This window comes from Vibrio sp. KUL78, assembly GCF_059725505.1.
Map to the genome: position 1 here is coordinate 2,229,442 of NZ_AP045837.1, position 18,226 is coordinate 2,247,667.

Sequence of the window (18,226 nt, forward strand, 5' to 3'; positions counted from 1 at the left end):
ATTCAAATTTTTAAATACATACCAGTCGGTTAAAGGCGAACTTTGTCGAGTAAGCCCTGAAGATTTAGCTGCTGCCCAAGGTCAAATGCACTCACCAACCCATAACTCAAACCACTCCACCAAATTATGGATGTGATTAGCAGGACAAAGGTAGCACTGTGGGATTGGCGCAGCCGTTTAGCGATTAATGTGTAGAGAGGGATGCCAACCAGAACGGGAGCGAGTACCGCCATCGTCACATTGCCATAGCGCTTCCATGCCATGACAAAGCGGCGTAGCCTAGGTCTAAAGGGGCGTAAGTTTTTGCGCGAGTAAAGAACAAACGAATATCGTCCTGCAAACCAGCCAGAGTAACCCGCAAGAAGTGCAGGTAGCGCATTGAACAGCAACATTTCTGGGTAGCTAAAGCCGACAAAAGCTGCCAATGCTGGACCGGAATAGGTCTTCCAGATACTCAATAGCGCCATGGCTAAACCCAATAGCAGGTAACTTTCCATCACAGTTTCTCTTTAGCGGTTAGCAGAGATTTCAAGCCCATTTAACGCAAGTATATGCGTAATAATTGGGTCGATATGATGAAATATTTGTTGCCAGCCCTCACACAGATAGTTCAGACCTGGATTACCGTACCGGTCGTTTTTTATTCTGTTCTTTGGGCACTCACCATGGCAAGCAAACCGATATTGGCACTCGTTACACTGCTTTGGCAATGCTTTTTGCTTTGCAAAACCAAAGGCCATTTGCTGTTTCGAGAAAGCAATATCAGCCAACGACTTATCATTGATATTGCCTACTTTAAAGTCAGGATGTACATAGTGGTCACAAGCATACACATCACCATTTGGTTCAACCGCAATGCCCTTTCCACAGATGTCATTAAGGGTACACATGGTGCTTGGTTTACCCATCCACATCCCAAAGAAATTCTCAAAGTACGGAACATGAACGCGCCCAAAATCATGTGCCATCCACTCGTCAAATACCTTAGTCAGGAACGCTCCCCATTGTTTGGGCTCAACACTCCATCGAGCGGTAGCTGAAGGGACGGGAATAATCGCAGCCTCTGAATAACGAAGCCAACTTGCCTCCTCGTTGGAGTCGACAACCGGTATAAACTGGATCTGAGACGGCGCCACAATATCCCTTAGAAACCGATACACCTCGAGCGGATGGTTCGCGTTTAGGTTATTCACACAGGTTAAGGTCGCAAATCTAACCTTATGAGCCTTTAGCTTTTCAACCGCCCGCATCACCTTTTCAAACGTACCTCGCCCACCACGATTCTTACGGTAGTGGTTGTGAAGCTGCTCAGGACCATCAATACTCAAGCCCACAAAGAAGTCATGTTGTTTGAAAAAGTGACACCACTTGTCATCAACCAAAACGCCGTTGGTTTGAATGTCATTGACGATCTTAACGCCCTGTGGTGCGTATTTTCCCTGCAGCTCAACAATCCTCTCGAAGTAGCCTAACCCTAGAAGAGTCGGTTCGCCTCCATGCCAAGAGAAGACAATCTCCTCAGTATTTTGTCCTTGAATGTACTGCCTAACGTATCGCTCTAGTAACTCATCCGTCATTCGGTACGCTTCACCTTTTGGATAGGCGAGCAGCTGTTGTTTATCAAGGTAGTAACAGTAGTCGCAATTGATGTTGCAGATAGCACCAATCGGCTTAGCCAACGCCTGAAATTTGCTGTGCGCTTTGCCTCGAAACTGGGGTACGGATAACGACACATGGTTGCGCTCAATCATAGAACACTCCTGCAAGTAAACAGTGAATCGACATCCTGTTAAAAATATGGCGTCCTTGCCAAGCTCTAGACCTACTGGTCGGTATGATGGCAACGTAAAATTTTTATTTCACGTTCTCAAACGGGTTCCATTGTTCATCAACTGGCACGATATTCATCGCTTTTTCATACTCCTTGTACGATGCCAGCATCTGTTTGAACAGAGCAGGATACTGAGCCTTCACGTCGTTTGTCTCTGCTGGGTCGAGTTTCGTGTTGTACATATGCCATTGATTATCACCACCCATTCCAACGGAGATTCGAATGATCTTGTAATCACCTTGCAGCAAGATGCCGCTACCAAAGAGTTCAAACGGGATTGGATTGCCATCCGAATGAATGGTGTCGCTTTGTCCCTTAAAGTACGGAATTAAGCTCTGCCCGCTCATTGGAGCAACTTCTCTACCTTTGTATTCTGTACCAGGATGATTAACGTTAGCTACGTCAAGGATGGTCGCTGCGAGATCTTTCACTTGAGCAAGTTCATTGGTTGATGTTCCTGACTCCAACGTCCCTTCGCTGTCCAACACATCTTTGGCCGGCTTGATAATCAGTGGTACACGGATGCCGCCTTCGGCAGTATATGCCTTGAACCACGAGAGGCCGCCGGTTGAAGCGCTCGCCCATTCTGGGCCTAAAGACACACTAGAGTTCGCATTACCTAGGTTTTCAGTACTGTTGTCGAAATGGTGATGAGTCCAAGAGCGAATCAAATCACTCACATTTTCTCCTGTAATATCTGTCGCCTCGGGGCCATTGTCAGCAAGGTAGATAATGTAGGTATTGTCATACTCACCAATCTTCTTCAGATAGTCAGTGACCTGACCTATTTGTTGGTCTTGGAGTTCCATCATCCCCATCGCAACGGCCATTTTTTTGCCGTACCACGCCTTCTCCTCTTCGGTCAGTTTATCCCATGGTCGGCTTAGGCTGTTTCGTTGAGAAATCTGCGCATCTGCCGGGATCACACCCATCTCTTTCATACGCTCGAATCTATCTTTTCTCACCACATCCCAACCATTTTCGACGTAGTAATCGACCTTCTCTTCAAACGACTCTTTTGGCGCTTGAAGTGGAAGGTGAATCGCGGTAAATGGAAGGTAAGCAAAGAAGGGTTTTCCAGAGTCTTTATTCTTGTCGATCATGCTGATCAACTCTTCTGTGTAGCCTTGATCTGAGTATTCCCCAGGGTACTTATCTTTCACTCGTTGCCCGTTCTCATAAATAGGCTCAGGTTCAACACCCGGCATTCTCCCCTCTTGAATCGCCAGTGCCGTCGCTTCATTTTTGGCAGGAAACATCATATTGCGGTTAAAGTGATTTGAGCCACCCGCCAAGATGCCGTAGCTGCTTTCAAAGCCTCTATCATCAGGTAGATAGCCATCCTCATGTCCTAGATGCCACTTACCTGATAGATAAGTGTGATAACCATTGTCGCGCAATAATGTGGCGACGGTGACACCTTTATGAGTCAAGTAACCTTCATAACCTGGTTTACCGATTGCAGGGGGATAGACGGCATAGTCAAACGTACCAAGCCCCACTTCATGGCTGTTTGCGCCGGTGAGCATCATAGAGCGGGTTACCGATGATGTTGGCGAGGCGTGAAAATTGGTGAATTTGACCCCTTCTTCTGCCAATTCAACCAAGTTCGGTGTATCAACCTCAGAGCCATACGGCTGAGTATCAGCGAAACCAACATCATCACCAACAATCAGTAAGATGTTCGGCTGTTCTTGAGAAGCGTTCACCGCTGGCGAAATCGCAGCAGCAACGGCAGTACACAATAGAGTTTTGTTACTGTTCATTGAGTTACCTTTGATATATAAGCTCTCAATTAATGAGCGCTTTGAGACATCCAGTGAAGCAAGTCCAGTGCTTGTGGATGATTTTGATCTGCAGCCTTGCCGATCCAACTGACTGCCATTGAGGCATCTTGCTCACCACCCGTACCAGAAGCGTAAAGCAAACCGAGTTGAAGCTGAGCATCCGCATACCCATTGTGAGCTGATTGGGACAACCAAGCCCTCGCTTGCTCACTATTTTGCTCTAGGTACGCACTGCCACTATCGACACCATTTAGATAGTGCATGCCAATTTGATACTGGGCTTTCGCGTCACCTTGATATCCGTTTTGAAATGTGACGCCAAGGCTTGAATCTATGGGAGGCGTATCGTCTCTTGCGTGAACAAAAAAGGTCATGCCTACTACTAACAATGCAAATATACTGAGTATTGAAATACGGTTAGCGTTCTCCATTTCAGCCTCCTAACGCATCGCTATAGAAACGTCTGCTGCCCTTTTTTGCTCCCACCAATAGCCCAAAGTCCAAAGTACAACTACGGTATCCATGACGCCTGCCAATATGAAGCCGTTGATATCTGGGTTACCTAAATTAGCTAATAGCAATATCACCATAAAGCCCTTCTCAATCGCTGAGTAAAGCATGATGCTTTCACGCCATTGCGGCTTAAAGGCGGCGCCGATCATCATGACACCCATCATGCCTACCATGATTCCCCAGTGCTGATAGAAAACGAAATCTTGCTCTAGATAAGGTAGCTGACCGATATTGGTCACTGCCCACTGTGGGAAGAACGCATAGGCGAGTGCAGCGGCAGTACCGATACCGGTAATAAGCAACATTTTTTCGACGTATTTAGTAAAGAACATAATTAATCTCCAAGGAGCTAGGTGCGTGGTTGGAATGAGTTGTTGAACGCACTTTTTGATTACCCAGTTAAGTTAGCCATCCTTGGCACCGCATTTATGGAAGACCTAGCATGCTGCCGCTAAGATCTGCTCGATTTTCTGCTTTGGAATGGCATAAAACTGATAACTCATGTCTTTTTCGATGCCCTGCGCAATCTCGAACTGCGTGTCTTCACTTAGATTCCAATTAGTGAAAGTCTGGTGAGCCTTCACTTGGGCTTGGAAGGCACGCAGTGACAGCACAACCTCGCGATGTTTTTCCTCGGCCGATAGCGATTGAGATACATCAAAAATCCCCGCAAGCTTATCGATACTCGGCAGATAGAACTCTGGTAGAGTCTCAATCACTACAGGTAGCAATACACTGTTTGCGTCACCATGCGGAATATGCGCAATGGCACCAAACGCATGCGCGCAGTTGTGAATCGGTATACCGCCTAACGAGGAGTAAAATGCCGAAATGGCCATGGTGCTAGCTTGAAGCAGTTCAGATCTCGCGTTGACGTTGCTTGGGTCTGACACCACTTTTGGAAGGTTGTCTAGAATCAAACGACTGGCTTGAATAGCATAAGCATCGGTAAAACAGTTACTCATTGGAGAAGCAACGGCTTCGATCGCGTGAGTCAATGCATCCATTGCTGTAGACACCGTAAGTGAAACCGGCAATCCAAGTGTCAAAGTCGGGTCTAGTACCGCAATATCACACTCAAGCCCAGACACCACTAAGCTCGCTTTCACTTGCTCGACATCATTAAAGAACACTGCAATCGGCGACGCTTCTGCGCCGGTACCCGCTGTTGTCGGTACACCAATATGAGGGATAGTAAATGGCTTAACGTGAGGGCCTACATCGATACGCCCACCACCACGAATCGCGTCGCGAATATCATCGAGTTGGTGCTCAAGCGAATACTTGATGCCTTTCGATGCATCGATCACGCTGCCACCACCGAGGGCCACAATACTGTCCGCTTGAACCTTGTTGGCATATTGAACGGCCGTATTGATGTCATCGCAACTCGCATCAGGTTTTATATCGGTATACACACCAACGAGTTCGACTTGCTTGTTGCCCTCGAAAACACCAATGAGTTTGTTAACAAGACCAACGCTCTCAAGTCCCACATCGCTGAGTAGCAACACGCGATGTGCGCCTTTTGCTGCCAACTGAGCCGGAATATCTCTGATTGAGTCCTCACCCGATAGGACCACGGTACGCATATTAAACATAAAGTTGTTATTCATGATTTCATCTCCAAACTATTAATTAGGCGCACAGTGAAGCGAGCACTGCACGTTTGAATTCGTTGTCCTCGGGACCTAGTAGCTGACTCACGTTGTGAGCCTTGGCATCCGTTTTCATCACGGTCTTTGCATGAGAAAAGGTAAGAAATCCTTCTTTGCCGTGGTAAGCCCCTTTTCCTGATTCACCGATGCCGCCAAACGGAGCATCATCGACAGCTAAATGGAACACGCAGTCATTGATACACATTCCGCCAGAATGAACCTGAGTAGATACTTTGTGCTGTAGCGATTCATTCTCAGACATTAGGTACAACGCAAGAGGTCTCGGTCTTGCCGTGATAAACGCTATGGCTTGTTCAACCGTTGAATAGGTAATAATTGGAAGCAGAGGACCAAAAATTTCTTCGCTCATAACCGGAGAGTCCACCTTTGGGTTCACAATTAGGTGGGTGACCATTATTTGTCTGTCTGTTGATATCGAGTTGCTGTGACACGCGACGACTTTGCTGTTCACCGCAAATTCGTGTTCTAGCAGTGTTTGAATGCGTTCAAACTGTCGGTTGTTGATAAGCCCAGTCAGGTTGTCTGAGTCGATTCCGTTGGTGTACAGCTTTTGATAATGACTGCAGTATGCATCTACGAACGCTTGCTCTTTGCCCTCAGGAAGCAACACATAATCTGGTGCGACGCAAACTTGTCCATTATTGAGGCTCTTGCCGTAAATGATTCTCTCAACTGCCATCTCGATATCGACATCATCAGCAACAATCACCGGGGACTTGCCACCCAGTTCGAGCGTCAGTGGAGTAAGGTTCTCAGCGGCTGACTTCATTACCATGCGGCCAACTCCAGTAGAGCCAGTAAACAGCAAGTGATCAAAAGGCAGGCTAGTAAAGCTGGCTGCGATATCAGCCTCCCCCTCGATGACAACCACTTCATTTTCACTAAAGCAGCTCGCCAGCATCTTTTTAATGGTTTGGTTGGTGTGGGGCGTAAACTCGCTAAGCTTGATCATTGCTAGGTTACCCGCAGCGATAGCTGAGATAAGCGGACCAATTGATAGCATCACAGGAAAATTCCAAGGTGTCACAATACCCACGACACCCTTAGGCTGATAAACCACTTCAACCGTCGAACTTGAGAGCAGCGGCCCCGGATTGCGTTTACAAGGTGCCATCCAGCTATCTAGTTGAGACAGGGTGTGATCAATATTGCCGATACATGGCAGTACATCAGCAATCAAGGTGTCCTGATGACTGCGTCTTCCATAATCTTTGTCGAGTGCCAGGCAGAGCTCTTGACTGAATTCCTGCAGAGCACTTTTCAGCGCTTTGAGTTTTGCTACGCGCTGCTCAAAGCTTGGCATTGGCGTACATTGATAGTGCATTTTCAGTCTTTTGTGAATCGCGACAAGTTGTTCATTCAATATGGTTTGCATGTCAATCCTCCTCAGAAAGTGATTACACATTAAACAAAACAAACCGGTCGGTCCAGTTAATAAATGTCAGAGATCTGTCAATTGAAAGCACGAAATACAAGATCGGCTCAATAACTTGTTGTCAGCAAAGCAAAAACCTTGAATTTTGTGCGGCCAATTACACTTCAATAAACTCATGGCTGTTTTCGGTGTGAACCTTGAGGTCGGTCATGCGAGACTGCCGTTTTAGATCTAAACTGGAATTAACTAATCAATTAGTTATCGGTTTTATACCTGTGGAGGGAAACGTATGAGCAGTAGTACCTTTATCGTCAACTTCGTTGGCCAAGCTACCCCAGCCACCATCAAAAACCTTGCATCCGTTACCCACGAAAATGGCGGGAAATGGCTGGTGAGTAAAGTGAACTTCATTGAAGACAATGTCGCAGCTGTCATCAAAGTCGAACTTCCAAGCGAAAATGAGCAAACTGTCAAAGATGCCTTCAACAACCAACAAGGTTTGCTCGTTCAGATTTCAGATACTGACCCGCATCGACATGACCAAGAAACGGTTTTCCAGCTCCGACTCGACGCCAATGACAGAGCAGGTATCGTTAATGAAATTACCCAGTTCTTAGATGGTCAAGATATCCGTATTTTAGATATGGATTGCCACCGTGTGTTTATCGCTGGCGGCGGTGGTATTGGCTCAAGTCTATTTACTGCAAACATGGCCCTGAAAATCCCGTCAGCCATGCAAATTGAAGATGTAGCAAGCGAACTTGAAGCGCTGAGTGAGGACACACGGGTAATTCTTGAGTCTTAATTCAATTTCAAGCTGGCTTTTATAGCCTGCAATGCTTTAGAGCATCACTTCAAAGTTTCGTCACCCCACTAGCCGCGCGCCTGCGCAGGCAGTGGGCTTCTCAAAGCGCGCTCGACTTAATCTAAACGCGATTATCGCCAAACCCATAAGCAATAATTTGACTAATCTCAGACAGCGAGCGACCTGATTCTTGATGCCACTCCATAAACGCTTTGTTTGCAGCTGTCATCGCACGCTTTGTGCCTCTACCAGAATCAATGATGTTGGTATTACGCAAATACCCTTCTACATCATTCGATAAGATAAAGGTGTCAACACCCAATTGGCGTAAGGCGTAAGGCCCTGTATTTCCACCCAAGCGCGCTCCATGTTTTTTAAGATGCGCCCACAAATCCGTTATCGACTCCTTCGGCCAATCTGCCACCATTTGAGCAAAAGAGTCATGCTCAAATCGCGCACGTTGGATCATCGCAGCATTGGCTGGAATCGACATCACCTTGGTCATATGGCGAATAATTTTTGGATCTTGCGCTTTCTGCTCCCATTGTTCTTCTGAAAGCATCAACAATGGGTCGATACGAAACTGGAAAAAGTGCTCCTCAAAGTTCGGCCATTTGTTGCGCACGACTTTCCAAGAGATACCACTTTGGAATACCTTCATAGAAAACGCCGACAACCAACGGTCCTCGGGAATAGCGGCAACTTCGTCGCGAGTTAGCGGCTTAGAAACAATAGACTCAAGTCCTTGCTCTCCCCCTTTACGCTCTGCAGCTCTTGCATAAATCGAATCAAACTTTTCCATATATTTCCATTACCTAATGCCAAAATAGCAAACGGCTAAATTGAACCAAAAAAGATGCATTTCGTAACTATACTCGTTACTGACACTTGGAATCTAGCTAAGGATAGCCTTTATGAGAGCGCTTTTAATTTTTGTTCTACTGCCGCTAAATGTTCTAGCCGCACAATTTGGTCGGATTGAATATGAAGGCAGCCAGCATTGGATCAAAGTCGCCGAAGAAAACCAAAAACTCTACGACATCTTGTCTGATGCTCCTTTCGATAGCCCCAAAACGCTAGAGACCATCAAAGCCTCCGAAGCAACGCTCATCGCCCCGCTGACAAGTGGCAGCGTCTACGCCGTTGGGCTCAACTTTAGAAGCCATGCTGGAAACTCTGGTGCGGCTAAGCCAGAGATATTCTTTAAATCCGTCGACTCAGTGCGAGTAAGCGGCGATCTTTCCTTCCCTAAGGGCGCCAGCAATGTGCACTTTGAAGGTGAACTCGTCATTGTGATTGGTAAGGAGTGTCAAGAGGTCAGTAAATCTTCGGCACTAGAATGTGTGTTCGGCTATCTCGCGGGTAACGATCTCACAGAGCGCAGCTGGCAAGGGCAAGATCTGCAATGGTGGCGAGCGAAAGGAGCTCGAGGATTTGGGCCGGTTTCTAACTTTATCGTGAGTGACATCGCCATTAAAGACCAAGTCATCACAACAACACTTAACGGCAATGTTATGCAGCAAGAGAGTGTCGCCAACATGATTCATGATGTTCCTGCTATCGTCTCTTACATTAGCACCTATATCACCCTACATCCTGGTGACTTGATTTTCGCTGGCACGCCTGGCAGAACTCGCTCTCTTAAAGCTGGGGATGTGGTGAGCGTAGCAATAGAAGGTATTGGTGAAGTCACCAACACCATCCAAAGTTCAAACTAACTCGTATTCCAGACCTAATGCTTGGTAGCTATCGATGACTTCTTGGCGTCGATAGCAGTTTAGGCTGTGGTCATTGATAAGACCAGCGGCCTGTAGATACGCATAGACTATGGTTGAGCCCACAAACTTAAAGCCGCGTTTTTTCAGGTCTTTGCTTAATGCATCGGAAACCTGCGAAGTCGCAGGGTAGTCTTCTAGCGTTTCGTGACTGCTCACTATTACCTTGTTATTGGTAAAGGACCAAAGATAACTGCTAAAGCTGCCAAACTCTTTTTGAATCGCTATAAAGTGCTGAGCATTGGTAATGGTAGAGCTTATTTTGAGCTTGTTGCGAATAATGCCCGTGTCTTGCTGCAATCGAAGTTCATCTTGCTCAGTAAACGCTGCGACTTTCTCAACATCGAAGCCTGCAAACGCGTTTCGGTATCCTTCTCTTCTTTTGAGAATGGTGTACCAGCTAAGGCCGGCTTGAGCGGATTCTAGGACCAGGAACTCAAACAGAGTTTTGTCATCAAGGACGGGGACACCCCATTCTTTGTCGTGGTATTCGACGTAGTCTGGTTTGGTTTCGTCTAGCCATGGGCAGCGGGTGGACATTGGGGTTGGCTCCTTGTTGTTGGGTTTGTACTGTTAAGCCTCCTTCGTTTGCTAACGGGAGGCTGGGAGGCGTGAGACGCGGAGTATGAATCGAGCGTTAGTCGGTCGTTGTTAGTCCGCTTTACCCCCTCTAGCTCCCCCTTATTAAGGGGGAGAACTACTGGCTAGCTCCTTTCGTCGCATCGCCTTTTTAATACGCTATGCGATAGCGAGCGCTTGGCTCCTCCCTTGCTAAGGCTGGGAGGGGTAATGCTCTTCAACCTCACACCACCTTCACACGATGGAAAATACGATACAGCACTGGCACAACAATTAACGTCAGCACTGTCGCAAAACCCAAACCAAACATGATGGTTACCGCCATTGGCTTAAAGAAGATATCAGGCAATAACGGAATCATACCAAGAATTGTGGTAATCGCCGCCATACATACCGGACGAACACGACTCAAAGCCGCATCAACTACCGCCAAATAGGGCTCTTTGCCTGACTTCATCTCAATCTCAATCTGGTCTAGGAGTACGATACCGTTTTTCAGCAGCATTCCCGATAGACTTAAGAAGCCAAGCAGCGCCATAAAGCCAAATGGTGTATTTAAGGCAAGCAAGCCTGTCGTTACACCAATGACAGCCAACGGCACGGTCAGCCAGACGATAAGCGCTTCTTTCACCGCATTGAATAGGAAAATGGTGATCAAGAACATAAACAGATAGCCAAGTGGCATTGTCTGGAACAATGACTCTTGCGCGTCGCCAGAAGACTCATACTCGCCACCCCACTCCAACGAGTAACCCGGTGGAAGCTCTATGGCCTCAATCTGAGGTTGCAGACGTTTTTGAAGCGTAGCTGCCGTCTCTTCACCAAGTAAGTCCGGGTCTGCCATAATGGTTAGCATGCGTTTACGGTTCTTACGAACAATAATCGGGTCTTCCCATCGAGTATCATAACCCTGAGTAACTTGTTGGAATGGGATGAACTCACTCAGCGCTGGACTCCAAATCATCATGCCTTCGATATTACGAATATCGACACGCTCGGCATCTGGAAGACGCGCGACGATAGGCATCAGAGTGGTACCATCGCGATACAGACCAACCGACTTACCAGAGAAAGACATCATGAGCACATCATCCACATCGGATTTTGTGATGCCGTAACGTCTTGCCTGACTCTCGTTGAAGATTGGCTCTAGTACCTTGGTACGCTCGCGCCAGTCGTGTCGGATGTTATAAGCACCGGGATCGGCATACATAATATTCATCACTTGAGATGCAATGCTGCGTAACACCGTTGGATCAGAGCCGATAATTCGCGCTTCAATCTTCGCACCACCACCCGGACCTAACTCAATCTGTTTCAGCTTGTAGTTAATCTCTGGGAAAGTCGCATCCAAATACTCACGGAATCGCTCCATAAGGGAGTCCAGTTCTTCGTAATTATGCACACGAGTGGTAATTTCACCGTAGGCGGCATAGCTTTTCTCTGGGGCGTAAGTGAGCATGAAACGTTGTAAGCCCTTACCCGCCGTTGTGGTGATATGGTCGGTTTCTGGCTGATCGGCAATCCACGTTTCGATGGCTTTCAGTTTGGTGTTGGTTGCTCGAATATCGGTTCCCTCAGGAAGCCAAACATCCACTTGGAACATAGGCGTCGTTGAGGCTGGGAAGAATGACTGTTTCACCTGAGTAAAGCCATAAAGGGCCGCGACTAGTGCTGCGATTAGCACGACAACCGTCAACCACGCTCTGTGCATACAGAACTCGAGAAACTTTCTGTATGCAACGAAGACAAAGCCATTGTATGGGTCCTTGCCTTCCTCGCCCTCTTTCACCTTTTGCCCTTTAAAGAAGATATCGGCAAAGAAAGGGGTCAGCGAGATTGCCGTAAACCAACTGAGCATAAGAGAAATCAGAAGTACCGAGAATAAGGTGCCACAATACTCACCGGTAGAGTCCTCAGAGAGACCGATAGGGGCAAATGCGGTAACCGCAATCACGGTTGCACCAAGAAGCGGCCACTTGGTTTGGGTGACAATATCGGTTGCCGCTTGCAGCCTCGTTCGCCCTTTTTGCGTCCCTATGAGTATCCCTTCGACCACCACAATGGCGTTATCCACCAGCATCCCCAACGCTATAACCAGTGCACCCAGTGAGATACGTTGCAAGTCGATCGCCATATACTGCATGAAGATAAAAGTGCCCAATACCGTGAGCAGCAATATCAGACCAATCAACAGCCCTGAGCGAAGCCCCATAAAGAACAGCAGTACAATAATAACGATCGCAACCGCCTGTCCAAGACTGACAACAAACCCTCGAACCGATTTGTCCACCTCTTTCGGTTGACTGTAGACCTCGTTTATCTCAATCCCTACAGGTTGTTGGAACTTAAGCTCTGCGAGCCTGCGATATAGGCGATCCCCAACTTCCACTACGTTAACACCTGTAGCAAATGAGATACCGACGTTAAGTGCCACATCACCGTTGTAGGTAATAATGTTACTTGGTACTTCTATAAAGCCGCGCTTAATATCCGCTACGTCTTTCAAATAGATAAGACCCTGAGCCCCGCCTTCGGTCAGAATCAAGTCACCAAGCTCAGACACATCCGTAAACTCGCCTGTTGGCTGTATACGGATATACTCATCCCCAATACGCGTTGCACCGGCGTTGGAAACGATGTTCTGAGTTTGTAGCAAGTTAAAAATGGTACTCGGTGCAATTCCCAATGCACTAATGCGTTTGATAGAAATCTCTATAAAGACTTGCTGTTGTTGATCGCCCGTCACCGAGACTTTACTTACACCGTCAACAAGCTCGAGTTCGCGCCGCAGATAGTCCACGTAATCAAGAAGTTCCTTGTAGTTATATCCCTCACCCGTTAAGGCAAACAACACACCATAAACATCACCAAAGTCATCAATAACCGAGGGTTCGTTCACACCTGGAGGGAGCGAGCCTTTCACATCATTCACTTTTCGACGCAACTCATCCCAGATCTGCGGCAGATCATCAGGACCATAGTTGTTTTTCATCGTCACAGTGATTTGTGAAAGACCTCTACTTGAAATCGAATTGATCTCATCAACATACGTTAGCTGTTGGATCGCTTTCTCAATAGGATAAGTCACCTCCTCTTCCACTTGTTGAGGCGTCGCACCAGGATAAGAAGTAACGACCATGGCATCTTTGATGGTGAAAGCAGGGTCTTCTAGTCGTCCTAACCCAAAAAATGCTGAAACGCCGCCGATCAAAAAGATCAGCGAGACCATCCAACTTATCACGCGATTGCGGATAAAATACGCCGCTACGCCAGTGATTTCATCATCGGATTGCGGTAATGATTTTTGTTGTTCTTGGCTCATTACTTCGCCTCCTGCGGTAATACTTCAACCTTCATGCCTTCCCTAAGTCGTGCAATCCCTGCCACGACAATTTGCTGTGACTGCTCAAGCCCTTTCAGTATCTGGATCGTCGATTGTGATACCTTGCCTGTCGTCACTTGTTGTTTGGTCACCGTATTATCTGAGTTGAGGACCCAAACAAACTTCTCATCGTCGGCAAGTGAATCACCATCCTGATTGAACACCGCGGCAATTGGTACACTTACGCCTGCAGCAAGCTTGAGACCGACGTCTTCTGCTTTAGAGGTCACATCCACGGCCATACCGTCGAGAATGTATTCATTCTCAGGCATTGGCAGTACTAATGTTGCGGTAAATGTACCAAGCGCGGGGTCTGGCTCGGTAGTAAACTCCTTCAAGGTCGCGACATATTCATTGCCAGATGGCACACGAACGAGAGCTTCAATGTTGGTGATATCTTGATGTTTAGGTTGATTAAGCGAGAAGCTGTCCGGCATTTGAACCACTACTTCGACCTCTTCAATACTGTGAATGTTCACTATCTGCTGACCAATCTGAACGTTCTCAAATTTTTCCGCAGAAACGCGAGAAATAATGCCATCTACCGGTGCCTTCAACTCAGTAAACGAAAGGCGCAACTTAGCAAGTTCCAACTCAGCTCTTGCATACGCTCGCTGAGCCGCTATCTCATCAAACTGCGACTGCGCAAGTAAGCCTTTTTTCACTAGCGGGCTAGAACGGCGATATTGGCTATCGATAACGTTAAATCGTGCCTGAGCGTTATCTACAGCGAGTTTGTAGTCGGTCGGTTCTAAGACCGCAAGTACATCTCCTCGATTTACAAAATCCCCTTCCTTCAGATCGATAGTGCTGATCTCTCCTGCGACGCGAAAGCTTAAGTGGGAACGGTCAGCAGCACTTGCGAGTGCAGGAAAGTAAAGCCTGCTCTTAAGTTCCGTTTTGCCAATGGCAGACACTCGAACTTTCGGTACTTCGTCACGGACGCCAACTTCTGGCTTACCGCAACCAACAAGAGTTGAGCCAAGTAAGATGGCAATAAGATAACGATAAGTCATATTAGAGCCCCCTCTCTTTAATCCATTCGCGAACCTTGATGCCAGCTTCAATACCCTGAACACCGGAGATAACGATTTGGTCGCCATCATTCAGTCCACTCACTACTTGACGTTTTTCATTCAGTTCAACAGCCACTTTCTCGACTAGACCTTGATCGTTAACACGCCATACACACTGTGTATCCCCCTCCATAAAGAGCGCTGAGGTTGGAATAACCGTTGCGGCTCCACTTTTAGCGATCACGCGAACTTGTCCCGCCATTCCAGGTAAGATCCCAATATCGGTCGGTCTTTCCATCACCATGGTTACCTTGTAGCTACCGGTTTTGGGGTCCGCTTCGGTATCAATTTCTTGAAAAGTCAGCTCGTACTGGTTTGAGGGATAGGCGTCATACGCCATCGTTGCTTCGACTTCGGTACCGCCTTGAAAACGATTCAAAAGATGGTCTGGAAGCTGGAAAATCACCTTAAGAAGTTGATTAGACTGAATGTTCATCACGCCTTCTTTGGCTTGAATGTACTCATAGTTATCGGCTGGGATAATAGAGACAGTTCCATCATAAGGCGCGATTAAGCGGGTGTAGCTAAGGTTGGCTTTTGCTTGTGACCAGTCAGCTCGGGCAGAGTTCATATTAGCCTTGGCCTGGTCAAAATCTTGCTCAGACACCACTTGGCTCTTACGAAGACTTAATGCACGCTGATACTGCACGTCCGCAAGACGGAAATTGGCTTGAGCTTGCTTTTCAAGCAGTTGATATTCATCTGGATTAAGCTCAGCGAGAAGATCCCCTTTCGTTACGGGTTGACCTGCGCGAACCGCAATACTTTCTAGTTGTCCTGGTACTCGAAATGCTAATACCGCTCGGTCGCCCGCCTCAGAAGTGGCTGGAAAGGTTCGTTCAAACTGGCTATTGCCGACGGCGACAGAGAAAAGTTTGGCTGGGCGAGATTCTGGCTCGGGAACGGGTGGCGGCTCCTTACCGCAACCACTAAGAAGGCTAGTGACGACCACCAGCAAGGTAAACTTACTATTCATTCTCTAACTACCTTGTTTTAATTGTAATTTAAAACATAGTCTAGAGATGAAGGACTTGCCACCAAGTCATTAATAATTAATAGTTTTACCTTGCTCTTATTGGTGTATTAACAACCGCTTTTCGCTAATTGTTCAAATCATCAAATCCTACACACTGGATCTGCTTTTCATCCAGCCAAGCTTTTAACTCTGGATCCGTGAGGATAGTTAGCTCTTCAACTCGCTCAGCGCTATATCCTGATAGCTGAGTTAGCTCCTTTGTCACTGCATTCGAAGGATGACACATGAACTCAATAATGCCATCTGGGCATGATGCTCTGTGCTCCAATAACAACTCTTGAAACCGAGCGAGTGAAACACCCTCGGCGAAAAAACGCATATCAAATCTTGTCGGTGTCGCCACCTCTAACCCTTCTTGACCGGCAATGATATTGTCTATTCGTCGAACGGGCAGCCCAATCTCATTGGCTACCTGAGTGAAAGCCTGTTTGAGCGGAGCAAACACACCACCAAAATGGTGGCTATCGAGGTGATTAATTTTTAGTCCGGCGTCAATGGCTGCTTGATATTGTGCATAGAGCTCGGCCGATACCTCTGCAGGATTGACGTCTGCCTTGTTTTGCAGCACCGACTTATTGAGAAAGTAACCACTATCGTCAACCAGACTAGAAACGTACTCAGCAGGCAAAACAGGTTTACCGCTGGTTACGGTGAAATGAAGGCCAACTTCAGGTACTTGTCCTTTATGGTAAAGCTCGATCGCGTGCTCGGTACCAGGTTGATTCATCATTATGGTCGTCGACTTAACGATACCCGCACGAAAGCACTCAACGATACCCAAATTTACCGCTTCCGTTAGACCAAAATCATCTGCATTCACAATAAGCTTCATGTTTTACCTCGCAACAGCCAATCAAAGGGATAGATTGGGATTCATAGTGTGAGGTCTACTATTCAAAATCAACCGCTTAATGCAAAAAAATTTTATAACAAAAACTAAACCTAAGCTCTCTTTCCAAAGCAAAGTCTAATCAACATCTCACCTATGACATTAAGTTAACACCCACCAGTTAAATTTGTCATACAATTAGATTCTGTATTAATTTGTAAGTATGAACGATGAAAACCATTCTATGCTTTGGAGACTCCAATACTTGGGGTTGCTCTCCCGATTTACCGCGTCGATACACACCCGAAGAGCGCTGGACCATGCTGCTCAAAGCAAAGCTATCAGGAGAGTACAACGTTATTGAAGAAGGCTTGAACAGCCGCACTACGGTTCTCGATGATCCATACGAAGATGGAAAAAACGGACTGAGCTATCTTTTACCTTGCTTAGAAAGCCATCACCCTGACTTGGTGGTACTGATGCTTGGTACCAATGACTTAAAGTCTCGCTTCAACCTGACAGCAAGTGATATCTCCAAAGGCGCTGCTAGATTGGTTCAGACGATTCAAAACTTCCAGCATGGTTTTATGACTAGCCCGCCAAAGGTGCTATTAGTGTCACCAACGCACGTCTATGAAGTCGATCCTTCAAAGGAAGGCTTTTATGGCGCGGAAGCTAAATCCAAAGAGCTTAGTTTTTTCTACGAACGCCGTGCCAAAGAACTTGATTGCTACTTTTTTGATGCAGCTTCAGAGATAGAGCCATGTTCTAAAGAAGGGATACACTGGCAAGTCGATCAACATGCAAAGTTTGCTGATATTCTCGCAAAACGTATTCCTGAGCTGTTGCTGCGCTAAAACAAGAAAAGAGGTCTTGCGACCTCTTTTCATTTTGTCTGTTTGGACTTAGTTCAGTTACCTAGTGCTATAGCTTACTGAACTCACGATTCACTTTAAACGCTTCAGAAGTCACATACGCTTCCATATCACGTACCTTGTGTTCCATTGAGTCGAAATCGCGCTCCAATGTAGAAAGTAGATCCTTGGCGTTTTGTCCTTGCTGCCAAGGTTTACTCTTTAGTGAGTGTTCTTTCTTGCTTTTCATCGCTTGGACAAAATTATCTGGCTGCTTCTCTAGCATCAAGCTAAGCGCAAAATACGCCAACATCACAAGGAAAAAGCCACTGAACAGTGCGGCGGAGATGAACAGAATCCGCACCAGCCACACTTCCAGTCCAAAGTAGTTTGCAAGTCCTGCGCAAACCCCGGTGAGCTTACCGTTGACAGGATCTTTATACAGCTCTCTATGAGTCATAATTTTGTCTCCAGTTCGGCGCTTCCGCATCTAGAATTCGCTCTAGATTATCAACCCGAGCCTGCATTTTTTCTGCTCGTTGTGACAAGGTCTGCAGCTTTTGAAAGTCTTGTTCAGACAACCCATTCTCTGACTTGCGTTTGCTGCGGTAGTGGAGAAAAAGCCACAGCGGTGCAACAAAAATCAGAAAGACAATTAATGGACCCGCAATTAAAAAAGACGACATGTTTTTCTCCTACTCC

Annotated in this window: 18 protein-coding genes; 3 read left to right on the top strand and 15 right to left on the bottom strand. The window is 46.8% G+C overall.

Annotated elements, in window-relative coordinates:
- Window positions 1-29: 29 nt before the first annotated feature.
- The 7 genes from AC6I8Y_RS10355 to AC6I8Y_RS10385 all read right to left on the bottom strand — a co-directional run bounded on the left by AC6I8Y_RS10355 (window position 30) and on the right by AC6I8Y_RS10385 (window position 7,134).
- Window positions 30-497 carry a hypothetical protein gene (locus tag AC6I8Y_RS10355; RefSeq protein ID WP_394151478.1) on the bottom strand — a complete coding sequence of 156 codons (468 nt, stop codon included), beginning with the start codon at window positions 495-497 and terminating at the stop codon, window positions 30-32.
- A gap of 12 nt (window positions 498-509) precedes the next feature.
- Entirely contained in the window at window positions 510-1,751 is a 1,242-nt protein-coding gene (locus AC6I8Y_RS10360) for an anaerobic sulfatase maturase (RefSeq protein WP_498020129.1), read from the bottom strand.
- A 103-nt stretch (window positions 1,752-1,854) separates the two neighbouring features.
- The gene (locus AC6I8Y_RS10365) at window positions 1,855-3,597 is read right to left on the bottom strand and encodes an arylsulfatase (RefSeq protein WP_394151480.1); all 1,743 of its coding nucleotides are present in this window, start codon (window positions 3,595-3,597) and stop codon (window positions 1,855-1,857) included.
- 29 nt (window positions 3,598-3,626) lie between these two features.
- Complete coding sequence (locus AC6I8Y_RS10370; protein ID WP_498020130.1) at window positions 3,627-4,049, bottom strand: tetratricopeptide repeat protein; 423 nt, start codon at window positions 4,047-4,049, stop codon at window positions 3,627-3,629.
- 9 nt (window positions 4,050-4,058) lie between these two features.
- The gene (locus AC6I8Y_RS10375; RefSeq protein ID WP_498020131.1) at window positions 4,059-4,463 is read right to left on the bottom strand and encodes a hypothetical protein; all 405 of its coding nucleotides are present in this window, start codon (window positions 4,461-4,463) and stop codon (window positions 4,059-4,061) included.
- Window positions 4,464-4,568: 105 nt separating this feature from the next.
- Window positions 4,569-5,750 (bottom strand): iron-containing alcohol dehydrogenase, encoded by a 1,182-nt coding sequence (locus AC6I8Y_RS10380; protein ID WP_498021490.1) that lies wholly within the window; start codon window positions 5,748-5,750, stop codon window positions 4,569-4,571.
- Window positions 5,751-5,769: 19 nt separating this feature from the next.
- The gene (locus AC6I8Y_RS10385; protein ID WP_498021491.1) at window positions 5,770-7,134 is read right to left on the bottom strand and encodes a coniferyl aldehyde dehydrogenase; all 1,365 of its coding nucleotides are present in this window, start codon (window positions 7,132-7,134) and stop codon (window positions 5,770-5,772) included.
- Between the two features lie 340 nt (window positions 7,135-7,474).
- Between AC6I8Y_RS10385 and AC6I8Y_RS10390 the strand changes: the two genes are divergently transcribed.
- Entirely contained in the window at window positions 7,475-7,990 is a 516-nt protein-coding gene (locus tag AC6I8Y_RS10390) for a glycine cleavage system transcriptional repressor (protein ID WP_042472225.1), read from the top strand.
- 121 nt (window positions 7,991-8,111) lie between these two features.
- Here AC6I8Y_RS10390 and AC6I8Y_RS10395 read toward each other — a convergent pair whose 3' ends face one another.
- Complete coding sequence (locus tag AC6I8Y_RS10395; RefSeq protein ID WP_394151484.1) at window positions 8,112-8,792, bottom strand: DNA-3-methyladenine glycosylase I; 681 nt, start codon at window positions 8,790-8,792, stop codon at window positions 8,112-8,114.
- 112 nt (window positions 8,793-8,904) lie between these two features.
- Between AC6I8Y_RS10395 and AC6I8Y_RS10400 the strand changes: the two genes are divergently transcribed.
- The gene (locus AC6I8Y_RS10400; protein ID WP_252011877.1) at window positions 8,905-9,708 is read left to right on the top strand and encodes a fumarylacetoacetate hydrolase family protein; all 804 of its coding nucleotides are present in this window, start codon (window positions 8,905-8,907) and stop codon (window positions 9,706-9,708) included.
- Here AC6I8Y_RS10400 and AC6I8Y_RS10405 read toward each other — a convergent pair.
- The 5 genes from AC6I8Y_RS10405 to AC6I8Y_RS10425 form a co-directional block, all read right to left on the bottom strand.
- A complete protein-coding gene (locus AC6I8Y_RS10405) occupies window positions 9,700-10,305 on the bottom strand; it encodes a DNA-3-methyladenine glycosylase I (protein WP_498020132.1) in 606 nt (201 codons plus the stop codon). The genes AC6I8Y_RS10400 and AC6I8Y_RS10405 overlap by 9 nt on opposite strands.
- Window positions 10,306-10,567: 262 nt before the next feature.
- On the bottom strand, window positions 10,568-13,669 hold the full coding sequence (locus tag AC6I8Y_RS10410) for an efflux RND transporter permease subunit (RefSeq protein ID WP_498020133.1): 3,102 nt from the start codon (window positions 13,667-13,669) through the stop codon (window positions 10,568-10,570).
- Window positions 13,669-14,745: an efflux RND transporter periplasmic adaptor subunit gene (locus tag AC6I8Y_RS10415; RefSeq protein ID WP_498020134.1), complete on the bottom strand. Its 1,077-nt coding sequence runs from the start codon at window positions 14,743-14,745 to the stop codon at window positions 13,669-13,671. Before AC6I8Y_RS10415 ends, AC6I8Y_RS10410 begins: the two co-directional genes overlap by 1 nt.
- 1 nt (window position 14,746) lies before the next feature.
- Window positions 14,747-15,781, bottom strand: a complete 1,035-nt coding sequence (locus tag AC6I8Y_RS10420; RefSeq protein ID WP_498020135.1) for an efflux RND transporter periplasmic adaptor subunit — start codon at window positions 15,779-15,781, stop codon at window positions 14,747-14,749.
- A 124-nt stretch (window positions 15,782-15,905) separates the two neighbouring features.
- Window positions 15,906-16,673, bottom strand: a complete 768-nt coding sequence (locus AC6I8Y_RS10425; RefSeq protein ID WP_498020136.1) for a carbohydrate deacetylase — start codon at window positions 16,671-16,673, stop codon at window positions 15,906-15,908.
- A gap of 227 nt (window positions 16,674-16,900) precedes the next feature.
- Here AC6I8Y_RS10425 and AC6I8Y_RS10430 point away from each other — a divergent pair, with 227 nt between their 5' ends.
- Complete coding sequence (locus tag AC6I8Y_RS10430; protein WP_498020137.1) at window positions 16,901-17,527, top strand: SGNH/GDSL hydrolase family protein; 627 nt, start codon at window positions 16,901-16,903, stop codon at window positions 17,525-17,527.
- 67 nt (window positions 17,528-17,594) lie between these two features.
- On the opposite strand, the gene pspC is transcribed toward AC6I8Y_RS10430, so the two are convergent.
- Together pspC and pspB are read right to left on the bottom strand one after the other, a co-directional pair.
- Window positions 17,595-18,014, bottom strand: coding sequence for an envelope stress response membrane protein PspC (gene pspC / locus AC6I8Y_RS10435; RefSeq protein WP_197058701.1), 420 nt, complete (start codon window positions 18,012-18,014; stop codon window positions 17,595-17,597).
- Entirely contained in the window at window positions 17,974-18,210 is a 237-nt protein-coding gene (pspB, locus tag AC6I8Y_RS10440; protein WP_128648555.1) for an envelope stress response membrane protein PspB, read from the bottom strand. The genes pspC and pspB overlap by 41 nt, the downstream gene beginning before the upstream one ends.
- Between the last annotated feature and the right edge of the window lie 16 nt (window positions 18,211-18,226).

Excerpts from the sequence above, each read along its gene's own strand:
- AC6I8Y_RS10355 (WP_394151478.1), bottom strand. The coding sequence starts at position 497 with ATGGAAAGTTACCTGCTATTGGGTTTAGCCATGGCGCTATTGAGTATC.
- AC6I8Y_RS10360 (WP_498020129.1), bottom strand. The coding sequence starts at position 1,751 with ATGATTGAGCGCAACCATGTGTCGTTATCCGTACCCCAGTTTCGAGGC.
- AC6I8Y_RS10365 (WP_394151480.1), bottom strand. The coding sequence starts at position 3,597 with ATGAACAGTAACAAAACTCTATTGTGTACTGCCGTTGCTGCTGCGATT.
- AC6I8Y_RS10370 (WP_498020130.1), bottom strand. The coding sequence starts at position 4,049 with ATGGAGAACGCTAACCGTATTTCAATACTCAGTATATTTGCATTGTTA.
- AC6I8Y_RS10375 (WP_498020131.1), bottom strand. The coding sequence starts at position 4,463 with ATGTTCTTTACTAAATACGTCGAAAAAATGTTGCTTATTACCGGTATC.
- AC6I8Y_RS10385 (WP_498021491.1), bottom strand. The coding sequence starts at position 7,134 with ATGCACTATCAATGTACGCCAATGCCAAGCTTTGAGCAGCGCGTAGCA.
- AC6I8Y_RS10390 (WP_042472225.1), top strand. The coding sequence starts at position 7,475 with ATGAGCAGTAGTACCTTTATCGTCAACTTCGTTGGCCAAGCTACCCCA.
- AC6I8Y_RS10395 (WP_394151484.1), bottom strand. The coding sequence starts at position 8,792 with ATGGAAAAGTTTGATTCGATTTATGCAAGAGCTGCAGAGCGTAAAGGG.
- AC6I8Y_RS10400 (WP_252011877.1), top strand. The coding sequence starts at position 8,905 with ATGAGAGCGCTTTTAATTTTTGTTCTACTGCCGCTAAATGTTCTAGCC.
- AC6I8Y_RS10405 (WP_498020132.1), bottom strand. The coding sequence starts at position 10,305 with ATGTCCACCCGCTGCCCATGGCTAGACGAAACCAAACCAGACTACGTC.
- AC6I8Y_RS10410 (WP_498020133.1), bottom strand. The coding sequence starts at position 13,669 with ATGAGCCAAGAACAACAAAAATCATTACCGCAATCCGATGATGAAATC.
- AC6I8Y_RS10415 (WP_498020134.1), bottom strand. The coding sequence starts at position 14,745 with ATGACTTATCGTTATCTTATTGCCATCTTACTTGGCTCAACTCTTGTT.
- AC6I8Y_RS10420 (WP_498020135.1), bottom strand. The coding sequence starts at position 15,781 with ATGAATAGTAAGTTTACCTTGCTGGTGGTCGTCACTAGCCTTCTTAGT.
- AC6I8Y_RS10425 (WP_498020136.1), bottom strand. The coding sequence starts at position 16,673 with ATGAAGCTTATTGTGAATGCAGATGATTTTGGTCTAACGGAAGCGGTA.
- AC6I8Y_RS10430 (WP_498020137.1), top strand. The coding sequence starts at position 16,901 with ATGAAAACCATTCTATGCTTTGGAGACTCCAATACTTGGGGTTGCTCT.
- pspC (WP_197058701.1), bottom strand. The coding sequence starts at position 18,014 with ATGCGGAAGCGCCGAACTGGAGACAAAATTATGACTCATAGAGAGCTG.
- pspB (WP_128648555.1), bottom strand. The coding sequence starts at position 18,210 with ATGTCGTCTTTTTTAATTGCGGGTCCATTAATTGTCTTTCTGATTTTT.